We start from the raw sequence: 16,679 nt of genomic DNA, 5'->3' as shown, positions 1-16,679 counted from the left end.
TTCCGGTTGTGGCAGTTTTTTTATAACTTTCAACAGTCCTATGAGCAATAAAGAAGAGTTTTTTAATCAGATTCGAAGTGGTAATCTCAATGCCATCCAAATACTTTTGAAAGAGGATTCCAAATTATTGGAATCTAAAGACCAAAGGGGGTCAACCCCATTATTATTGGCGGCCTATTATGGACACCAAAAGGTAGTGGATTTTTTATTGGATAAAGGAGCCAAAGTAGATGCATTGGATGGTTCTGGCAACACCGCATTAATGGGTGTTTGCTTTAAAGGGTATGCCGAAATAGCCAAATCTTTGATTGAAGCTGGGGCCAATGTCAATCAAAAGAATGCAATGGGGGCCACTTGCCTTATTTATTCGGTTATGTTCAACAAACAGGATATTGCGGAACTTCTTTTGACCAATGGCGCTACTTTAACGGATAAAGATGCCAAAGGAAAAAGTGCATTAGACCATGCCAAGGAACAGAATAACCAAGCTTTTATTGAATTGCTAGAACAAAAATAAATGGCCGCAACACTTAATATTGCATTGATTCAATCCTTTTTGCATTGGGAAGACCCCTCCAAGAACAGAGACATGTTTGAGGAAAAAATCAATGTCATTTCCGACGATGTGGATTTGATAGTGCTTCCTGAAATGTTTACAACGGGGTTCACCATGACCCCACAGAATTTGGATAGTAGTGAGGGGCAGAAAACTGTTCATTGGATGCAAGATTTGGCCGTTAAAAAAAACACTGCCCTAGTGGGTAGTGTGGTAATCCAAGAAGACGAATTGTTTTATAACCGTTTATTTTTTGTGTACCCAGATGGTACTTTTACAACCTATGATAAAAAGCACACCTTTACTTTGGCTGGTGAGGACAAAGTTTACCAAGCTGGAACCGAAAGATTGACTTTGGAGTACAAAGGATTTCGTATTTGTCCATTGATTTGTTATGACCTCCGTTTTCCCGTTTGGGCAAGAAACACTTCCGATTATGATGTTTTGATCTATGTGGCCAATTGGCCCAAGAAAAGAATTAATGCTTGGGATACTTTATTAAAGGCTAGAGCCATTGAGAATATGGCATATTGCATTGGGGTTAACCGCACAGGTGAGGATGCTTTAGGGTATGAATATCCAGGACACTCAGCCGTATATGATGTGTTAGGTGAAACATTGGCCTATTCCAAAAAAGAAGAAGTGCTTTACGCAACTTTGGAAAAGGAACACCTCACTACCATTCGCAGAAAACTACGGTTTTTAGAGGATCGTGATGATTTTAGTTTGAAAGAATAAAATTATGTCTTTCAATCCAATTGGCTCTTATTTTTATAACTCCAGGATAATAACTGATTCGTTCGGGTTGAATTTTCTTTAAATAATTCCCAGTGTCCCATTTTCCATTTTCATTAGCATCAAAAATTACACGAGCAATATAGTCTCCTGGATCCAAGTTGTTAAATTCAAACTCTTGAGGTTCAACTGCTTTTATTTCACGCTTTATCTCCCCTTTTTCATTGGTAAGTTGCAAAAGTATTGGAAATTTCACATTGCCTCCCAACGTTATTATGAGATTTCCGTAGTCGGCTAAACTTCCAGTGGAAAGATTGTAATCCAACGTATCATTTTGTATCCCGAAGAAATCCGTTACGGCACCTGGCAACAAGGAGAAAGAATATTTTTGATTGGGTTCGACTATAAAATCAAAATCAATTTTATTTTCCAGTGTGTCCAGCGCGTAGGAATAGGGGTGAGGAATTGAATCGCTCACCATTACAGATATAAAGCTAGAGTCCACGGCAGTAATTGGCGTGTTGGCCAAAATACTAAAGGTATCCTCCATATTAAATTTTCGTTGAACATTTGAAGTTAACTTGAGGGAATCCATTGGCAAGTCACGCAATTTTACCGTGAATGTATCTTTAACAGCAGCCATTTCGTTGGTCACCGTAAAAATGATGGAATCCAATTCGGTAGGTGTGAACCAATAGTTCAGGGTATCCTTATTTCTTTCTTTTAGGATTTTGGTGCGAACCGAATCTGGAAGTTCCGTCAAGGTTTCAATTTTTATTTCCTTTTCATCTCCTTGATAACCAAAAATTATTTTGTTTTTGGCCATAAAACTGGGCACCGATGCTTTGTAGTTCACTTCCTCCCTAAAAAGGTTCAATAGATAAATGGAATCGGTTGGTATTGTAATCGTATCCTCTACAAATCCAATTTTATCCTGTCCTTGGTCAAACTTGTTGTTTTTGTTCACATCCTTTAACCCAAACAAGGCATATTTTCCTGCTTTCAGATTTTTAAGTTCGAAAAAAGGAAGGCTATCCCCTGTACTGGTTAAATAAAGTGGAGGGCTTTTATAAACTGTAGAGTCGGTATACGTGCTGTCTATTTCATAAAGCATCACACTGATAAATTCATCTGCTTTTCGATTATAGGCATCTTTCACAGCACCAGCAACAGAGAGGGAGTCGATATAATCACCGGTTGAGAATACGTAGGTTAAAAAACTATTGGGATTCCCTTCATTGTTATCCACAATACTTTGTCCAAAGTTGATGGTGTAGGTAGTGTTTTCGCGAAGCGTGTCTTTAATTACAACTTCAATGAATTTACTTGCGGTACCCATTGGTTTTATTTCTGCAGGGTATTTAAAAGGAGGAGAAACTACCAATTGGTTTTGCGCATCTTTTAGTTTAATGAGCTCATCAAAATATAGCCTGATCTTCTTTTCCTTAAAATTTATGGTAAAGTTTTCTGGTTCCGCACGCACTAATTCTGGGGGTGTAACGTCCTTTGGACCACCACTTGGGGAACCCCTTCTGGCACATTGCCAAAGCGCAAGAACCAAAAAAGTAATAAATAAGAGACCGAACAATTTTTTTAAGTACACCATGCTTAAAACCAATGTGCGACAAAGAAACAACTAATTTAAAAATTGGGACAAAGATTAATAAAATTTAACCCTGGGGCACTACCGCCATACTCAAAACAAATACCTCTACCCCATTAAGCTGCAATAATTTTTTGGCACATGATTCAATCGTGGCCCCTGTTGTGATCACATCATCCACCAAAAGAATGTGTCTGTAATTTTTATTGGAATTAAGGTTCAGCTCAAATGCGTTCTTTGAATTTAACCATCTTGATTGCCTATCTTTTTTGGTCTGTGTTTTGGTGTTGATCACTTTTAAAAGGAGATCTTCTCGGAATTCAGCCCCAAGGTTTTCTGCAATTTTTTGCGCAAATCTACTTACTTGGTTGTATCCTCTTTTCTTTAGTTTTTTGGGATGCAGTGGAACTGGAACTACCAAATCAATATTTTTTAGGTTTACATCCTCCTTTAGGAAAGCACCGCACCAGTCACCTAAAAAAGCACCGATGTCCTCTTGGTTTTTATATTTTAACCAATGCAATAAATTTTTCACAAGGCCATTTTTCGAGAAAAAAACGAATGAAGCGGCCTTTTTTATGGGAATTCGACCATAAAAAATGCGGTCCACGGCGTTTTCCGTCAGGTAGTTATGATCGGTGAGTGGCACATCATGTCGACAAACAGCACACAAGACGTTTTCTCCCCTGAATAATTGGGCATTACATCCAAAACATACCTTTGGCAATAGGATGTTGTTAATCTCGTTTATTATCTTAGCCAACCTTTTTGGTATCAAATCTCATACATTTAAGTGTAGTCTGTCAACCCCATGAACCCCCAAGATAACAATTTCAACTACAAGATTATCTTTGCCGCATTGGTAGCGGTTATCGTGGGTATTCTCATTGCCTTTTACTACAGTTACGCCCAATCCAAAAACCAAATGCTGTTTTTGGAACAGGAAAAATCACTTTTGGTGAAAGATCTTACCTTAATGCGTGCCGAAGTAGACCGTTTATCCGGGTTGAATGAAGTAAATGAAATCGAGTTGCAGACATCGAGGTTCAGGGTGCAGCAATTGATGGATTCCGTAGGGCGCTTAAATTTTAGTTTGACCAAGCTTAAAGAAACCCGAAAAGAACTACGTAAACTGGAATTGAGTTTCGATAGCTTGAAACTGAAAAATAATTTCTTGAGATACAACAACAGTTTATTGGCGAGTCGATACGACGAAACCTTAAAACAACTCGAAGAACTTAGGGGCAGGGCCAATAATATGGAACGCACGGAGTCTTTGCTTCGTGAAACCAATAAAGAGCTTGCTCGCGAATTACGAGTAAAGAGCTATCTAAAACTTCAAGATGCCGAAGGAAGTGGATTTCGTTTGAGGGCAGGTAGACCCATCAAAACCAACAAAGCTTCCGTAATCGAAAAATTACGAGGTTGTGTTACCATTATGAGCGATCCAAACTCAAAAGGAGATGTCAAAGTTTTATACCTACAATTTTTGGACCCCAACATGGCAGTAATCGAAGATAATGCCAGTACAGTTTCCGTTAGTGGAAACATATACAGCAAAAAGGTGGAGGTAATTTACACCGGAAAGGAAATCAGTATTTGCGATGCCATTTCTGTTCCCGAGGGGTCTTTGCCAGAAGGAATTTACACCCTTAATGTTTTTGAGGATGAAAGATTGCTTTCATCAGCAGAATTTCAGCTAAAATAGCACACTTCTTTTTGGGTAAAATTCTATTTTTGCCCAATGGCAAATCAGGAAGACATTTTTAAGAAGGTTATCTCCCACGCAAAGGAATACGGTTATGTATTTCAATCCAGTGAGATTTATGATGGACTAAGTGCAGTTTATGATTACGGTCAGAACGGTGCCGAGTTAAAAAAGAACATTCGCGAATATTGGTGGAAGGCCATGGTGCAGCTCAATGAGAACATTGTTGGTATCGACGCCGCCATTTTCATGCATCCGACCACTTGGAAGGCCTCAGGCCACGTGGATGCTTTCAATGATCCACTGATCGATAACAAAGATTCCAAAAAAAGATATCGTGCCGATGTTTTGATTGAGGACTATGTGGCCAAAATCGAAGCAAAAATCGAAAAAGAAGTGACCAAAGCCGCCAAACGTTTTGGTGATAGTTTTGATAAGGAGCAGTTCCTAGCTACCAATAAAAGAGTAGTGGATTACCAAGAAAAAGCTGACAGTATCCTTAAACGCATGGGTCAGTCTTTGGAAAAAGAGGATTTGGCCGATGTAAAAGCGTTGATCGAGGAATTGGAGATTGCCTGTCCACTTTCTGGATCTAAAAACTGGACCGATGTAAAGCAGTTTAATCTGATGTTCGGCACCAAGTTGGGAGCTTCCGCCGATAGTGCCATGGATTTATACCTTCGTCCAGAGACCGCACAAGGTATTTTTGTCAACTTTTTGAATGTACAGAAAACAGGAAGGATGAAAATTCCGTTTGGAATTGCCCAAACCGGAAAAGCCTTTCGTAACGAGATTGTAGCCCGTCAGTTTATCTTCCGTATGCGGGAGTTTGAACAAATGGAAATGCAATTCTTTATAAAACCAGGCACCCAAATGGAATGGTACGAAGCCTGGAAAGAAAAACGAATGAAGTGGCACCTTTCTTTGGGCATGGGAGCAGATAACTATCGTTTCCACGACCATGAAAAATTGGCGCACTACGCCGATGCCGCAGCTGATATCGAATTCAAGTTCCCCTTCGGATTTAAGGAGTTGGAAGGAATTCACTCCCGTACCGATTTCGATTTGGGTAAGCACGAAGAATATTCTGGTAAAAAACTACAATATTTCGACCCAGAGGAAAATAAGAGCTATGTGCCTTACGTGCTAGAAACTTCCATTGGATTGGACCGAATGTTCTTGGCCGTATTCTCCAACTCACTGCAAGAAGAAGAATTGGAAAACGGTTCCACCAGAACCGTGTTGAAGATTCCAGCAGTCTTGGCACCGAATAAAGTCGCTGTTCTACCGTTGTTAAAGCGTGATGGACTCCCAGAAGTGGCCCAAAATTTGGTCGATGAGCTGAAATGGGATTTCAATGTGGATTATGATGAGAAAGATGCCGTAGGCCGTCGTTACCGTCGTCAAGATGCGGCAGGTACACCCTTCTGTGTCACCGTTGATCATCAAACCTTGGAAGACGATACGGTTACCATCCGCCACAGGGATACCATGGAGCAAAAACGTGTGAAACTTTCAGAGGTGAAGGACATCATCTCCAAAGAAGTGGATATGCGTTACTGGTTGCAGAAAATCTAAGTTCTAAAACGTCTTAAAGGTGTCAGGTCGAGCGCAGTCGAGACCTGTTCTCAGCAATCTAGATTTTTAAAACAAACCTGTAATTTCCCCATCATCGTTAATGTCGATGCCCTCGGATGCTGGATGCGCTGGCAACCCTGGCATACGCATGATGTCACCCGTGATGGGAATCAAGAATCCCGCGCCGACCGCTATCTCAATTTCGCGTACAGTGATGATAAAATCTTTGGGACGTCCTAACAGTTTTGGATTATCCGATAACGATTTTTGGGTCTTGGCGATACAAACCGGTAATTGGTCAAGTCCTAAATCTGATATTTTGCGCAAATTGGCTTTGGCTCTTGGCGTATAATCCACATATTCTGCCCCATAAATTTCGGTGGCAATGGTAGCTATTTTATCCTGCACGCTGGAGTTCCAATCGTAAAGAGGTTTAAAGTCGGATTTGCCTGACTCGACTACATCAGTAACATGTTGCGCCAATTCCAAGGCACCTTCACCACCTTTGGCCCAAACTTCGGCAACTGCTACTCGAATACCTTTGGATTTTGCTAGCTCCTGAATCACTTCAATCTCTTCATCAGTATCGGAAACAAATTTGTTGATGGCAATAATGGGAACCACATGAAACTTGGTGATGTTCTCCAAGTGCTTTTCCAAATTGGGCAATCCCTTTCTTAAGGCCTCCACATTGGGTTCGGTCAAGGATTTTAAATCCGCTCCTCCGTGGTATTTTAAGGCACGAATGGTTGTTGTGAGTACTACAGCCTTTGGTTTCAATCCTGCACTTTGGCATTTAATGTCGAAGAACTTTTCTGCTCCTAGATCAAAACCAAAACCAGCCTCGGTTACGGTGTAGTCGGAATGTGTCATTCCCATTAAGGTAGCAATCACGGAATTGGTTCCTTGCGCAATATTGGCAAAAGGTCCTCCGTGAATAATTGCGGGGTTCCCCTCAATGGTCTGCACCAGGTTAGGTTTGATGGCTTCTTTCAATAAAGCGGCCATCGCGCCCTCGGCTTTCAAATCTTTCGCATAAATGGGCTCTTTATCAAAAGTGTAGCCCACAAAAATATTACCAAGGCGTTGTTTTAGATCGGTCAAACTTTCAGCTAGACATAAAATCGCCATGATTTCAGAAGCGGCGGTAATATCAAATCCAGTTTCTCGGGGTACGCCCGAGGTTGTTCCTCCCAATCCTACGATTATATGACGCAGGGATCGGTCGTTCATGTCCATCACCCGTTTCCAACCTATGGTTCTTGGGTCCAACCGAACAGAATTCGTCTTACTCTGAATATTATTATCTATTATCGCAGCCAAAAGATTATGCGCCTTTTCAATCGCGGCAAAATCCCCCGTGAAATGCAAGTTGATGTCCTCCATCGGCAGGACTTGGGAGTAACCTCCGCCGGTTGCACCACCTTTAATTCCAAAAATAGGCCCTAAAGATGGCTCCCGTAAAACCACTGTTGTTTTCTTTCCCAATTGGTTAAGGCCTTCAGAAAGTCCAATGGACATTGTTGTTTTCCCTTCTCCGGCAGGGGTTGGGGAAATCGCAGAGACCAAAATAAGATTGCTGTTTTTGGCCTTTTCACGGTTAATGGCATTAAGTGGAATTTTTGCTTTGTATTTGCCGTACATTTCAATGGTTTCGGCATCAACCCCAAATTTTTTGGCAATTGTGGCAATAGGTTTCAAAGCCACTTGTTTGGCAATTTGCTGATCAGTCATACGGTAGAAATTTTAAGAACAGAACAACTCAAAGAGTTATTTGAATCCATAGACAAGATACTATAATCCCATTAGAAATTATATGACATTGGTTGGGAACGCAGGCTATTCTACCCGAATGCCGTTGGTGGTAAAGGAAAGTCCCTGTTGGCCCGAAGTGGAAATCATTACCCCTTCAAAATAAGGTTCGTGTACGTTGGGTTTTATGCTCCAATGAAACAAAAAGTTGGCTCCCGTGCCCCCTTCTTGGTCTTTTTCATCAATCACAATTTCAACAGTTTCCATAGGTTTAATGTGGATAGGAAAATCAAAATACGTTCGGATAGCGTTACCATGGGTGTCAAAATATTCCGCTTTGCGGATATAAATGGTGTCCCTGAGGTTGGTGTTCCGCATGCTGATGGTGCTTGTAAGATTATGGGTGCGATGCTCTGTTTCACTATAAATTTCTGAGTACACAGAAAGATAGGAAACACCATTCAGCAAAGAATCGGATTTGGAAATGGAAGCCTTACGTTGGTTCCAATTTACAGGGTCTACCGAACTTACCTTTTTAGGTGGTTTTTCGTTGCAGGAAATAATGGTCAACACCAAAAGTAGTGGAAATAACTTCCTCATAATCCTATTTTGCTAGCTGCTAACTAAGATACGGATTCTGCAATACTTGAAATGTGTGTCTTAAAAATTAATCTTTCTGTTTTTTGAAGAGCATGTAAGAATAGATGATGGGAATCAATGCGATGATAACAGTAATGGCCATAAATACTTTGAAGTTGGTTTCCATGGGAAGGGTAAGGCTACTGATAATGGCAACAATACCACCTATAAACCAAACCTTACCGCCCAGCTTGTGGGTTTCTTTCCAAATAAATTCACTTTCCAAGGTCCATGGGGTACGGATTCCTATAAAATAGTTGGCCTTGATGGTTTTAAAATAGTTGCCCAAAATAAGATACATGACCCCAACGATCACAAAAATGAAATTTGGATTGCCTAAACTGCCACCTTTGGTGGAATAAAGAATAAAAAGGGCCAAAACCGAAGTAATCAACGTAAGTATCAGCTTAAGGGAGTAGTATTTGTTCCCCATTTTCTGAATCTGTTTTTTTGGGTCGATGTAGGGCACCACTAATAGGAGTACATAAATGAGCAAGGGCAACATTATGGGAATCATGATGAGTTCCGATTTGTCCCCATACCGGTCAATTTCTCCTTTTATGTTGTAATGCAAAGGCACTTCTTGCGGGAGTTGGTTCCATATGTAGGCCAAGTACACAAACGGAAGCAAAACAATGCCAATGATCGGAAGTTCTTTTTTTAGGTTCATAGTTATTTTTTTAAGGTTAGTATCCAATTGAGCAAATCTTCCAAAATGGTGGTGTTGAGGGAGTACTCCACAAACTGTCCTTTTTTTTCGCTGGTGACCAAATCGGCTTGCCGAAGTATGTCCAAATGGTGCGAAATACTGGGTTTGGAAATATTGAAACGTTCCGCAATTTCCCCAGCGTTCATGTCCTTTTCTTTGAGCAGGTCTATGATCTGCCTTCGGGTTTCGTCATTAAGGGCCTTGAACAGCGAATTCATTAAATTAGTTATTTAGATAAATATCTAAATATTAAACGAATTTTGCAAATAGTTGATATGAAATAGTTTAGCAACTAATATTGAAGGGTTACAGGGTGTGACCCTGAAACAAGTTCAGGGTGACGCAATAATTTTTCATTTGAAAAGAAATAAAATCGTCATGCTGAACTTGTTTCAGCATCTCATGTTTAAGGAAATGTGGGAGACACCCTTTAAAAAAAAGCTACTAATTCGTAGTAACACAGAAGAAAACTACTTTTTATTTTGGCTCTATGTTAAACGAATCCCAAATCACCGAATTGAATGAATGGATCAAAGATTGCTGCGGCACACCCGAAATACTGGGCCACTATTTGGATTTGGCCGTAGAGATGCTATTTTATATTAAGTTGGGCACTTTTGAGCAACAGGAAATTCAGGATGTAGTCACAATTTTGAGGGTTTTGAAGAAAATGGTAATTCATCCTCCAAATCTTCCTTAAAATTAACCACTACTCTTACATTTTCACGAAAATGCCAAATTACTTCATTCCATACAATGCCTTACCAGCCTCTTCGTATTTATCGCCTGCGTTCCAGAACAATTTATCCGAAGTGTTGGCAATCAATCGGCCCGTGTACACATAACCTTGGTAGAATTTGAGCAGATAACTATAATCCAAAGAGTCGGCCTCATCACTGGCTTGGTGGTAGTATTTAAATATTTCGTCATCAAAACTGTGAAAACCTGTGGAATAGGTAGGTGCTGGAATCCCTTTTTGTGCAAAACTCACATTATCACTTCGGTCAAACAGGCCTTGCTCAGGTGCAGGGTCGCCAATGGCCTTTAGGCCAAAAGTGGAAGCTCCTTTTTCAATCAAAGGCTGGGCCGAGGTACGCTCCAATCCAATAATGGTAGCCAAAGAGGTGTCATTGTATCCTCCGCCATCGGTATTAAAACAGTACGACATTTGATCTAATGGAATCACGGGATGGTCGGCATAGTATGCACTTCCCAACAACCCTTTTTCTTCTGCTGTGAACAAAATGAACAACGCGGAACGTTTTGTAGGGTATTTGCCCAAGTTTTCCGCCATCGAGAGCACTGCGGTCACTCCAATCGCATTATCGCGAGCACCATTGTAAATGGAATCTCCATCTGCATTGGGTTCGCCAATGCCCACATGATCGTAATGTGCAGAGTAGATCACATATTCGTTTTTAAGTTTGGGGTCGGAACCTTCCATAACGCCCACGACGTTTTGAGTGGTTTTGATGTTTTTGGTCTGTCCGTCTGATTTTAAAGTATAGGACATGGTTTTTCCGGCTTCAAAATTTGGGTCATTGCCACTAGTGTTTACCCAAACATGAAACAAGTCACCTTCATCTTCAGCAAGGGTACCCGGTTCTTGCACTTCGGTTTGTGAACCTAAATAATGCTTAATGCGGGTCCACATACCTTGTTCAAAACCAACAAGCTCCACAAGACCAGCCGCTCCGGAACTTTTTATTCGTTCCATTTTTTCACGACTGCTTCGGAACATTTGACCAGGGTCCTGTCCCGGTGCACTTCCACCCAACACAACCACAACTTTCCCTGCAATTGCTTTTCCTTCAAAATCGGTTTCGGTTCCATAGCCTAAATAAATGGCATCGCCCGATTGTTCTATCGCCGGCATTTTAAAAGTGGCATGCAGTGGAAAATCGCTGCCGTTTAAGCTCAATTCTAAGTTTTTAGGAGGAGTAGTTTCCACCAAATCAAAAGATTGATAATAGGTTTCGGTGCCTGGAATTGGAGTAGCTCCATACCTGCGCAATTGGTTGGCCAAATAGCTGGCCGCAATTTTATTGCCACGTGTTCCAGAGGCACGACCTTCCAATAGGTCGTCGGCTAAAAAATAAATATGGCTTTTTATGGTGTTTTCTTGTACTGTGGAGGCAGCCTTTTCTTGATCGCTTTGCGCGGAAAGCATTCCGATGCTTAAAAACGCAATGCTGAGGGAAAGATATTTTTTCATAAAGTTTAAATAAAGTGGTGTTCGCCGATTTTAAAGATAGGTAAAATGCTTTATTGAGGCACAGGAACTTTTCCTTGCTCATTTAATATGCCTTCCATCTTTAAATGGGTAATTACTGGTTTTTGGGCCATTTGAACCAAGGTTACATGGTCAAATGCCATAGAATCCTGTGGATTTTGACTTCCTCCCGTGGTGCCTAAAATGGAATAGCTATGTCCTTTTCGTATGGTATTGGAAAAGGAGTGGAAATGTCCATTGATGACGGTGTATTCGCGGTCGGCCAACTCATCTTCCAAGGGTCCCAGTCCTTTTTCATCTTCCCGCATCCAAAGGGGTTTGTGCATTAGCACGAAGGTCCATTTTACATCGGGATGGTCTTTTAAGACCTTTGTAAAATACTCCAATTGGGCATTGCTCATACCTCCAATACGTCTTTCGGGCATGTGGTAGTATTCCGATTCTTCATATTTGCCCTCTATTTCACCATCAATAATTTTAAGGGCCTTGGCACGTGCTTCATAGATTTCAATCATGCGCTTTTCTTCATAGTCTTCGGAATCCATCATCAAAAACAGCACGTTTTCGTATATAAAATGATAGTAACGGGGACCAAAGCGGTTGTTCCAAAATTCACGCATTACAGGATTGGTAAGGTCGTGGTTGCCACCCAAATGAAAAAATGGCATGTTCAATTTTCCAGTGCGGTCGTCAAAGGAATCCCATTCTTTTTGAAGTTGATTTTTGTCCTCAGTTCCGCCATCAATCAAATCGCCTACACTGAGGACAAAAGTGGGGTCGAGCATGTTCAATTGTTGCACGGCAGTGGCATAAAACCCTTCTCTTTCTCCTCCATTTAGGTCAGAAATAATGGCAAAGGTGAAATCGTCTTCCGTCGGTTCAAACACTTCACTGTTCCAAGGTTTGGGCCCAGATGTAATGCTGTGGGTAAACTTTGGATATACTTCTTCAACAGGATCTGTATTTTGTTTGCACGCCACAAGACCTACAAAAGTGAGAAGAAAGAGAAATTGGGTTTTCATGGTTCTAGTTTTTTCTGTAGTCCAATGCTGGCTCTCTGTCGCCTAACAAAGCTTCGTATTTGAAATCGGCACCTCTTCTTTCGTTGAATTCGGCCTTGATTTCATCCAGTAATTTTGGATTTTTAAAGAGGTCCATGGCGGATAGTGCCATGGTTTTGGCGGCAACCATCATCCCTTTAAATCCGATATCGGTCCCGCCAGAGGCAACTGCTTGCCAGCTGTGCGCCGGGGTTCCAGGTACCCAAGTGGCTGTGGTTACGGCTCCAGTTGGGGTGTTCCAACTCACATCACCTGTATCTGCGGAAGCTTTACCATAGGTAAATTGCATGGGTTGGATTTCTTGGGCACTTTCTATGGGTTTTGGCGCTCCTAAAGTTTTTTGAATTTCTTTCGCAAACTCAACTTCTTCAGGAGTATAGTCCACTCCGCCCACGATGGTCATATTGCTGTGCATGATTTTAGCAAGAGCCTCGTTAGGCAACTTTTCATAGGTACCTCCGATGATTTCATAGGTCATTTCGGTTTCCGTTCCGATAGCAGCACCTTGGGCAGCTTTTACGACGCGGTCCCAAACGGCTTTTACTTCCAATCGGTTGGAGTGACGAATCACGTAATACACTTCTGCTTCTTTAGGAACAATGTTTGGAGCATCCCCACCTTTGGTGATCACATAATGGATACGGGTTGGCTCTGTGGTATGTTCGCGAAGCATGTTCACCAAATCGTTCATGCCTTCCACACCATCCAGAGCAGAACGACCCAATTCTGGTGCCATAGCTGCGTGGGATGATTTTCCTGTAAATCGGAATTTTCCTGAAATGGTGGCCAAATTGGTGCTTGGATTGGCTGCATTTTGGTTTCCTGCATGCCAAGAAACAATGGCGTCCACATCATTAAAAAGTCCAGCACGCACCATATAAACTTTACCAGAACCGCCCTCTTCGGCCGGGGTTCCATAAAAACGGATGGTTCCTGATTTACCAGATTCAATGAGGTAATTTTTTGCAGCAATGGCAGCGGCCATGGACCCTGTTCCAAATAAGTGGTGACCACATGCCTGACCAGGAGCGCCTGCCACCCTAGGTTTTCTAAAAGGCACTGCATCTTGCGACATCCCTGGCAAGGCATCGAACTCACCGAGAACACCAATTACTGGCGAACCAGAACCGTATGTTGCAGTAAATGCCGTTGGAATTCCGGCCACACCCTTTTCAATGGTAAAGCCCTCTTTTTCTAGTTCACTTTGAAGCAGGGCCGAACTATTTTCTTCCAAATAACCCAATTCTGGATTGGTCCAAAGTTCTTTGGCAATTGTGGTGTAATGCTCTTTTTTGGCATCGAGGTCGGCAATGATTTTTTTCTTGTCTTTTTGCCCAAAGGCAGTTGAGGTGATTAATAAAAAGGCAAAGGTGCCCAATAGAGGTTTTTTCATTTTGAGTAGTTTAGTAGTTGGTTGGTTATTATTTGAATCAACAAATTCATTGAATGGTGATTCTCTCAAAGATAATATTAAAAGTCAAGAAGATTATGCAGGGCAAGCCACTAGTCTACATTATTGAAAAATCCGAAGATTAGCCTACTTTTTCTTGATGGGAATCCAAAATTCTTCTTCCGAATCTGGGTGTTCGCCTATATATTTTTCACCCATAAGGGCAAAGTAGGGCCTTGCATCCATTGCATATTTGGAGTTGGGTAGCCATTGCCCGTAAATATATTGGAAAGTGTCTTTTATTTCGCTTGGTTTACCTTTGTAATGAAATATGGCATAGAGACCTTCGGGTAGGGTCAAAGCTTTCATTCCGGCAGGAATATCTTCAATTTCAGAAACGGCAACTGCTGCCCATTTAACAAATGTCTGTATAGGATCAAAATCCTGAAAAAATGAAGTATCGGGATACACCTCCACGGAATACAAGTCATTATTGACCTTGTTTTTGATTTCCCTTTTTCTAGGGGAAAGACTTTGCCAGAGCTCAAAGGTTTTGTTGTTGGCAAACGACATGGTCATGTTCACGCCTATTAGGTGGGTTATAGATAAGGTTTTAATTGAAGGGATCATTTCATAGGATTTAAAAAACATAGTTTAACTTCACCCCGCCAAAATAATTCCGACCATTTCCGGGATAAAAATATCTCGGCTGTGCTCCTCCAAAACCAACTGCATTGATCAATACGGATTGAGCGTAGTTGTTATCAAAAATATTGTTGATTCCAGCATTTAAACCCAAGTTAATGTGTTGGGAAAGTGAAGTTCGATAACCGAGTTTGGCATGAACCACATTGAATGAGTCACTATAGGCTGTGTTGGCATCTGTAAGGGAAATTTTGTCTACAAATTGATGGGTTACATTCAATTGTAGGCCATTGGAGTGCTGTAGGTCCACACCAGAACTGATACGATGTTTTGGCACCCCAGTGAGCGGATTACCAGAATAGTTGTTGTCTCCATCCACGAAATCCACAAAACTATGGTCGTTCAATGTGTAGCTGAGGTAAGGGGATAGGATAAGCGTACGCGACAATTTTTCGCGGTATTGTAGGTCCAATTCCAAACCTTGATGACGGGTTTTACCGGCATTTCTACCTATATATTGGTCTTCACCTACCCGTTGGGCCACCAAAAGATTTTTCACATTCATTCGGTACACCGTAACATTGGCAGACAGTTTTTTTTGAAAAAGCAACCATTCACTGCCAAGCTCATAATTTATTCCAGTTTCCTGGGCAATATCGGGGTTAATAATGCCGTCGGGAGTTAGGGTTTCCTCCAAGCTCGGATTGGAAAAACCCCTGCTGATATTGGCGTAAAGTTTACCATTTTCCAATTGATAGTTCAAAGCAAGATTCGGTAATAAAATGGCATCAAAATCTCGTTCGGCAGATGCATTGTTTTCGTCTTGATTGAACTGATCTCGAAAATCATAAAAAGTCTTGTTCAAATTGAGACCCAGCTGAGCGGATAGCGTTGATGTTATCGGATAAGTGAATGTCCCATAAAGATTGAACTGTCTTCTAAATTCCTTGTTGTCACTTAATTGATCTCCCTGCAAGCTGCCATTTCCATCATTTTCTCGGTATAGATTTTCAAAAGTGCCCCATTGGTATTCATCTTTATAGAGTTCACCCCCAAAGGTAAACCGCGATTTCCCCCAATCTCCAGTAAAATGGGTTCGTAGACCAAATCCAATGGTGTACTCATCCAAAATATTGAATGGTCGAGGTTCGTAATGGTCCAAATAGGTATAGAAAATGCTGGTAGTATTTTTTAGTTTATCTGAGAATTGATAGGTATGGGACAAACCTGTTAAAAGATAGTTATTCGCCTCATAACCTTGAGCTGCCAACCAATTAGAGGCGGCTCTTGTGGGGTCCTCATCAAAATCGGTCTGATTAATGGAACTTGCAATATGGGCCGTATAGTCGATATAATTGACCAAAATCGCCATACTACTTTTCTCCCCAATTCTGAATTGGGAATTCAACAAAACACCATCTCGATTAAACTGACTGTTCTGTCGGTAGCCATCCATTTCCAAATGATTGTAACTTAAGGATAGGTTGAAGTTTTTCTCTGAATGGGAAAAGGTCAGGTTGTCCTTCAGCATATTGTATGACCCTACCGAAAATGAGTTCATAAGTTGGGTCTCATCCTCAACTGAAGGCTTGGTGTCAAGCAAAATGGCACCCCCTAGATTAGAACCAAAAGCAGTTCCTTTCGGTCCTTTTATGACTTCTACAGCACCTAAATTCTCAAAGTCGTACGCCTCAATAGTGGAGGAGCCAGTGCCATTGGTCACGGGAATTCCATTAAAGTACATCCGTAATTTATTGGTGCCGTACGGAGTTCTTGCCCCGATACCCCGCACCGTGATTCGATTGGTGTTAATAGCCCCGGAAAGAATATATACCCCAGAAATTTGGTTCATTGCGGATGGAATATCCGTGGGGTTGAATCTTTCAAAAGTTTGCGTGGAAATGGTCGACGAGGCTGTGATTCCCACAGCCTTTTTTGGAATGGTTTCTTGAGTCAAAATCACCTCTTCCAATTGGGTGATGGAATCTTTGGGCGTATTTTGGGCTACAACAATTATGGGTAAAAGAAAGCAAATAAATGCTATGGGTAGTCTCATTTCTATTCTAATGG

General features: G+C 41.4%; 16 protein-coding genes. 5 read left to right on the top strand and 11 right to left on the bottom strand.

What is annotated here, in order from left to right; all coding sequences use genetic code 11:
• Positions 1-40 precede the first annotated feature (40 nt).
• Both ABT310_RS05330 and ABT310_RS05325 read left to right on the top strand, forming a co-directional pair.
• A complete protein-coding gene (locus tag ABT310_RS05330; RefSeq protein WP_375325712.1) occupies positions 41-517 on the top strand; it encodes an ankyrin repeat domain-containing protein in 477 nt (158 codons plus the stop codon).
• Complete coding sequence (locus ABT310_RS05325) at positions 518-1,294, top strand: amidohydrolase (protein ID WP_375325711.1); 777 nt, start codon at positions 518-520, stop codon at positions 1,292-1,294. It abuts the gene before it with no gap.
• Here the strand turns inward: ABT310_RS05325 and ABT310_RS05320 are convergent.
• Both ABT310_RS05320 and ABT310_RS05315 read right to left on the bottom strand, forming a co-directional pair.
• Positions 1,278-2,897, bottom strand: coding sequence for an Ig-like domain-containing protein (locus ABT310_RS05320; RefSeq protein ID WP_375325710.1), 1,620 nt, complete (start codon positions 2,895-2,897; stop codon positions 1,278-1,280). The genes ABT310_RS05325 and ABT310_RS05320 overlap by 17 nt on opposite strands.
• Positions 2,898-2,961: 64 nt before the next feature.
• Complete coding sequence (locus tag ABT310_RS05315) at positions 2,962-3,429, bottom strand: ComF family protein (RefSeq protein WP_375325709.1); 468 nt, start codon at positions 3,427-3,429, stop codon at positions 2,962-2,964.
• A 276-nt stretch (positions 3,430-3,705) separates the two neighbouring features.
• Between ABT310_RS05315 and ABT310_RS05310 the strand changes: the two genes are divergently transcribed.
• Both ABT310_RS05310 and ABT310_RS05305 read left to right on the top strand, forming a co-directional pair.
• On the top strand, positions 3,706-4,602 hold the full coding sequence (locus ABT310_RS05310; protein ID WP_375325708.1) for a hypothetical protein: 897 nt from the start codon (positions 3,706-3,708) through the stop codon (positions 4,600-4,602).
• A 36-nt stretch (positions 4,603-4,638) separates the two neighbouring features.
• The gene (locus ABT310_RS05305) at positions 4,639-6,180 is read left to right on the top strand and encodes a glycine--tRNA ligase (protein WP_375325707.1); all 1,542 of its coding nucleotides are present in this window, start codon (positions 4,639-4,641) and stop codon (positions 6,178-6,180) included.
• Positions 6,181-6,246: 66 nt separating this feature from the next.
• Here ABT310_RS05305 and ABT310_RS05300 read toward each other — a convergent pair whose 3' ends face one another.
• The 4 genes from ABT310_RS05300 to ABT310_RS05285 form a co-directional block, all read right to left on the bottom strand.
• Positions 6,247-7,914, bottom strand: coding sequence for a formate--tetrahydrofolate ligase (locus ABT310_RS05300; RefSeq protein ID WP_375325706.1), 1,668 nt, complete (start codon positions 7,912-7,914; stop codon positions 6,247-6,249).
• A gap of 105 nt (positions 7,915-8,019) precedes the next feature.
• Entirely contained in the window at positions 8,020-8,532 is a 513-nt protein-coding gene (locus tag ABT310_RS05295; protein WP_375325705.1) for a DUF3124 domain-containing protein, read from the bottom strand.
• Positions 8,533-8,599: 67 nt separating this feature from the next.
• Complete coding sequence (locus ABT310_RS05290; protein ID WP_375325704.1) at positions 8,600-9,241, bottom strand: SdpI family protein; 642 nt, start codon at positions 9,239-9,241, stop codon at positions 8,600-8,602.
• Between the two features lie 2 nt (positions 9,242-9,243).
• A complete protein-coding gene (locus tag ABT310_RS05285; protein ID WP_375325703.1) occupies positions 9,244-9,498 on the bottom strand; it encodes an autorepressor SdpR family transcription factor in 255 nt (84 codons plus the stop codon).
• Between the two features lie 272 nt (positions 9,499-9,770).
• Between ABT310_RS05285 and ABT310_RS05280 the strand changes: the two genes are divergently transcribed.
• Positions 9,771-9,980, top strand: coding sequence for a hypothetical protein (locus tag ABT310_RS05280; protein ID WP_375325702.1), 210 nt, complete (start codon positions 9,771-9,773; stop codon positions 9,978-9,980).
• Between the two features lie 39 nt (positions 9,981-10,019).
• On the opposite strand, the gene ABT310_RS05275 is transcribed toward ABT310_RS05280, so the two are convergent.
• The 5 genes from ABT310_RS05275 to ABT310_RS05255 all read right to left on the bottom strand — a co-directional run bounded on the left by ABT310_RS05275 (position 10,020) and on the right by ABT310_RS05255 (position 16,665).
• Positions 10,020-11,495: a M28 family peptidase gene (locus tag ABT310_RS05275; RefSeq protein ID WP_375325701.1), complete on the bottom strand. Its 1,476-nt coding sequence runs from the start codon at positions 11,493-11,495 to the stop codon at positions 10,020-10,022.
• A 50-nt stretch (positions 11,496-11,545) separates the two neighbouring features.
• The gene (locus tag ABT310_RS05270; protein WP_375325700.1) at positions 11,546-12,535 is read right to left on the bottom strand and encodes a metallophosphoesterase family protein; all 990 of its coding nucleotides are present in this window, start codon (positions 12,533-12,535) and stop codon (positions 11,546-11,548) included.
• Positions 12,536-12,539: 4 nt separating this feature from the next.
• Positions 12,540-13,967 carry an amidohydrolase gene (locus ABT310_RS05265; protein ID WP_375325699.1) on the bottom strand — a complete coding sequence of 476 codons (1,428 nt, stop codon included), beginning with the start codon at positions 13,965-13,967 and terminating at the stop codon, positions 12,540-12,542.
• Between the two features lie 144 nt (positions 13,968-14,111).
• On the bottom strand, positions 14,112-14,594 hold the full coding sequence (locus ABT310_RS05260) for a GyrI-like domain-containing protein (RefSeq protein ID WP_375325698.1): 483 nt from the start codon (positions 14,592-14,594) through the stop codon (positions 14,112-14,114).
• A gap of 10 nt (positions 14,595-14,604) precedes the next feature.
• Positions 14,605-16,665 carry a TonB-dependent receptor family protein gene (locus ABT310_RS05255; protein ID WP_375325697.1) on the bottom strand — a complete coding sequence of 687 codons (2,061 nt, stop codon included), beginning with the start codon at positions 16,663-16,665 and terminating at the stop codon, positions 14,605-14,607.
• Positions 16,666-16,679: the final 14 nt, after the last annotated feature.

Source organism: Flagellimonas cixiensis (assembly GCF_042134615.1).
Lineage (GTDB): Bacteria > Bacteroidota > Bacteroidia > Flavobacteriales > Flavobacteriaceae > Flagellimonas > Flagellimonas cixiensis.
Note: the sequence above shows the minus strand (reverse complement) of the source record. Positions and strands in the feature narration are given on the sequence as shown.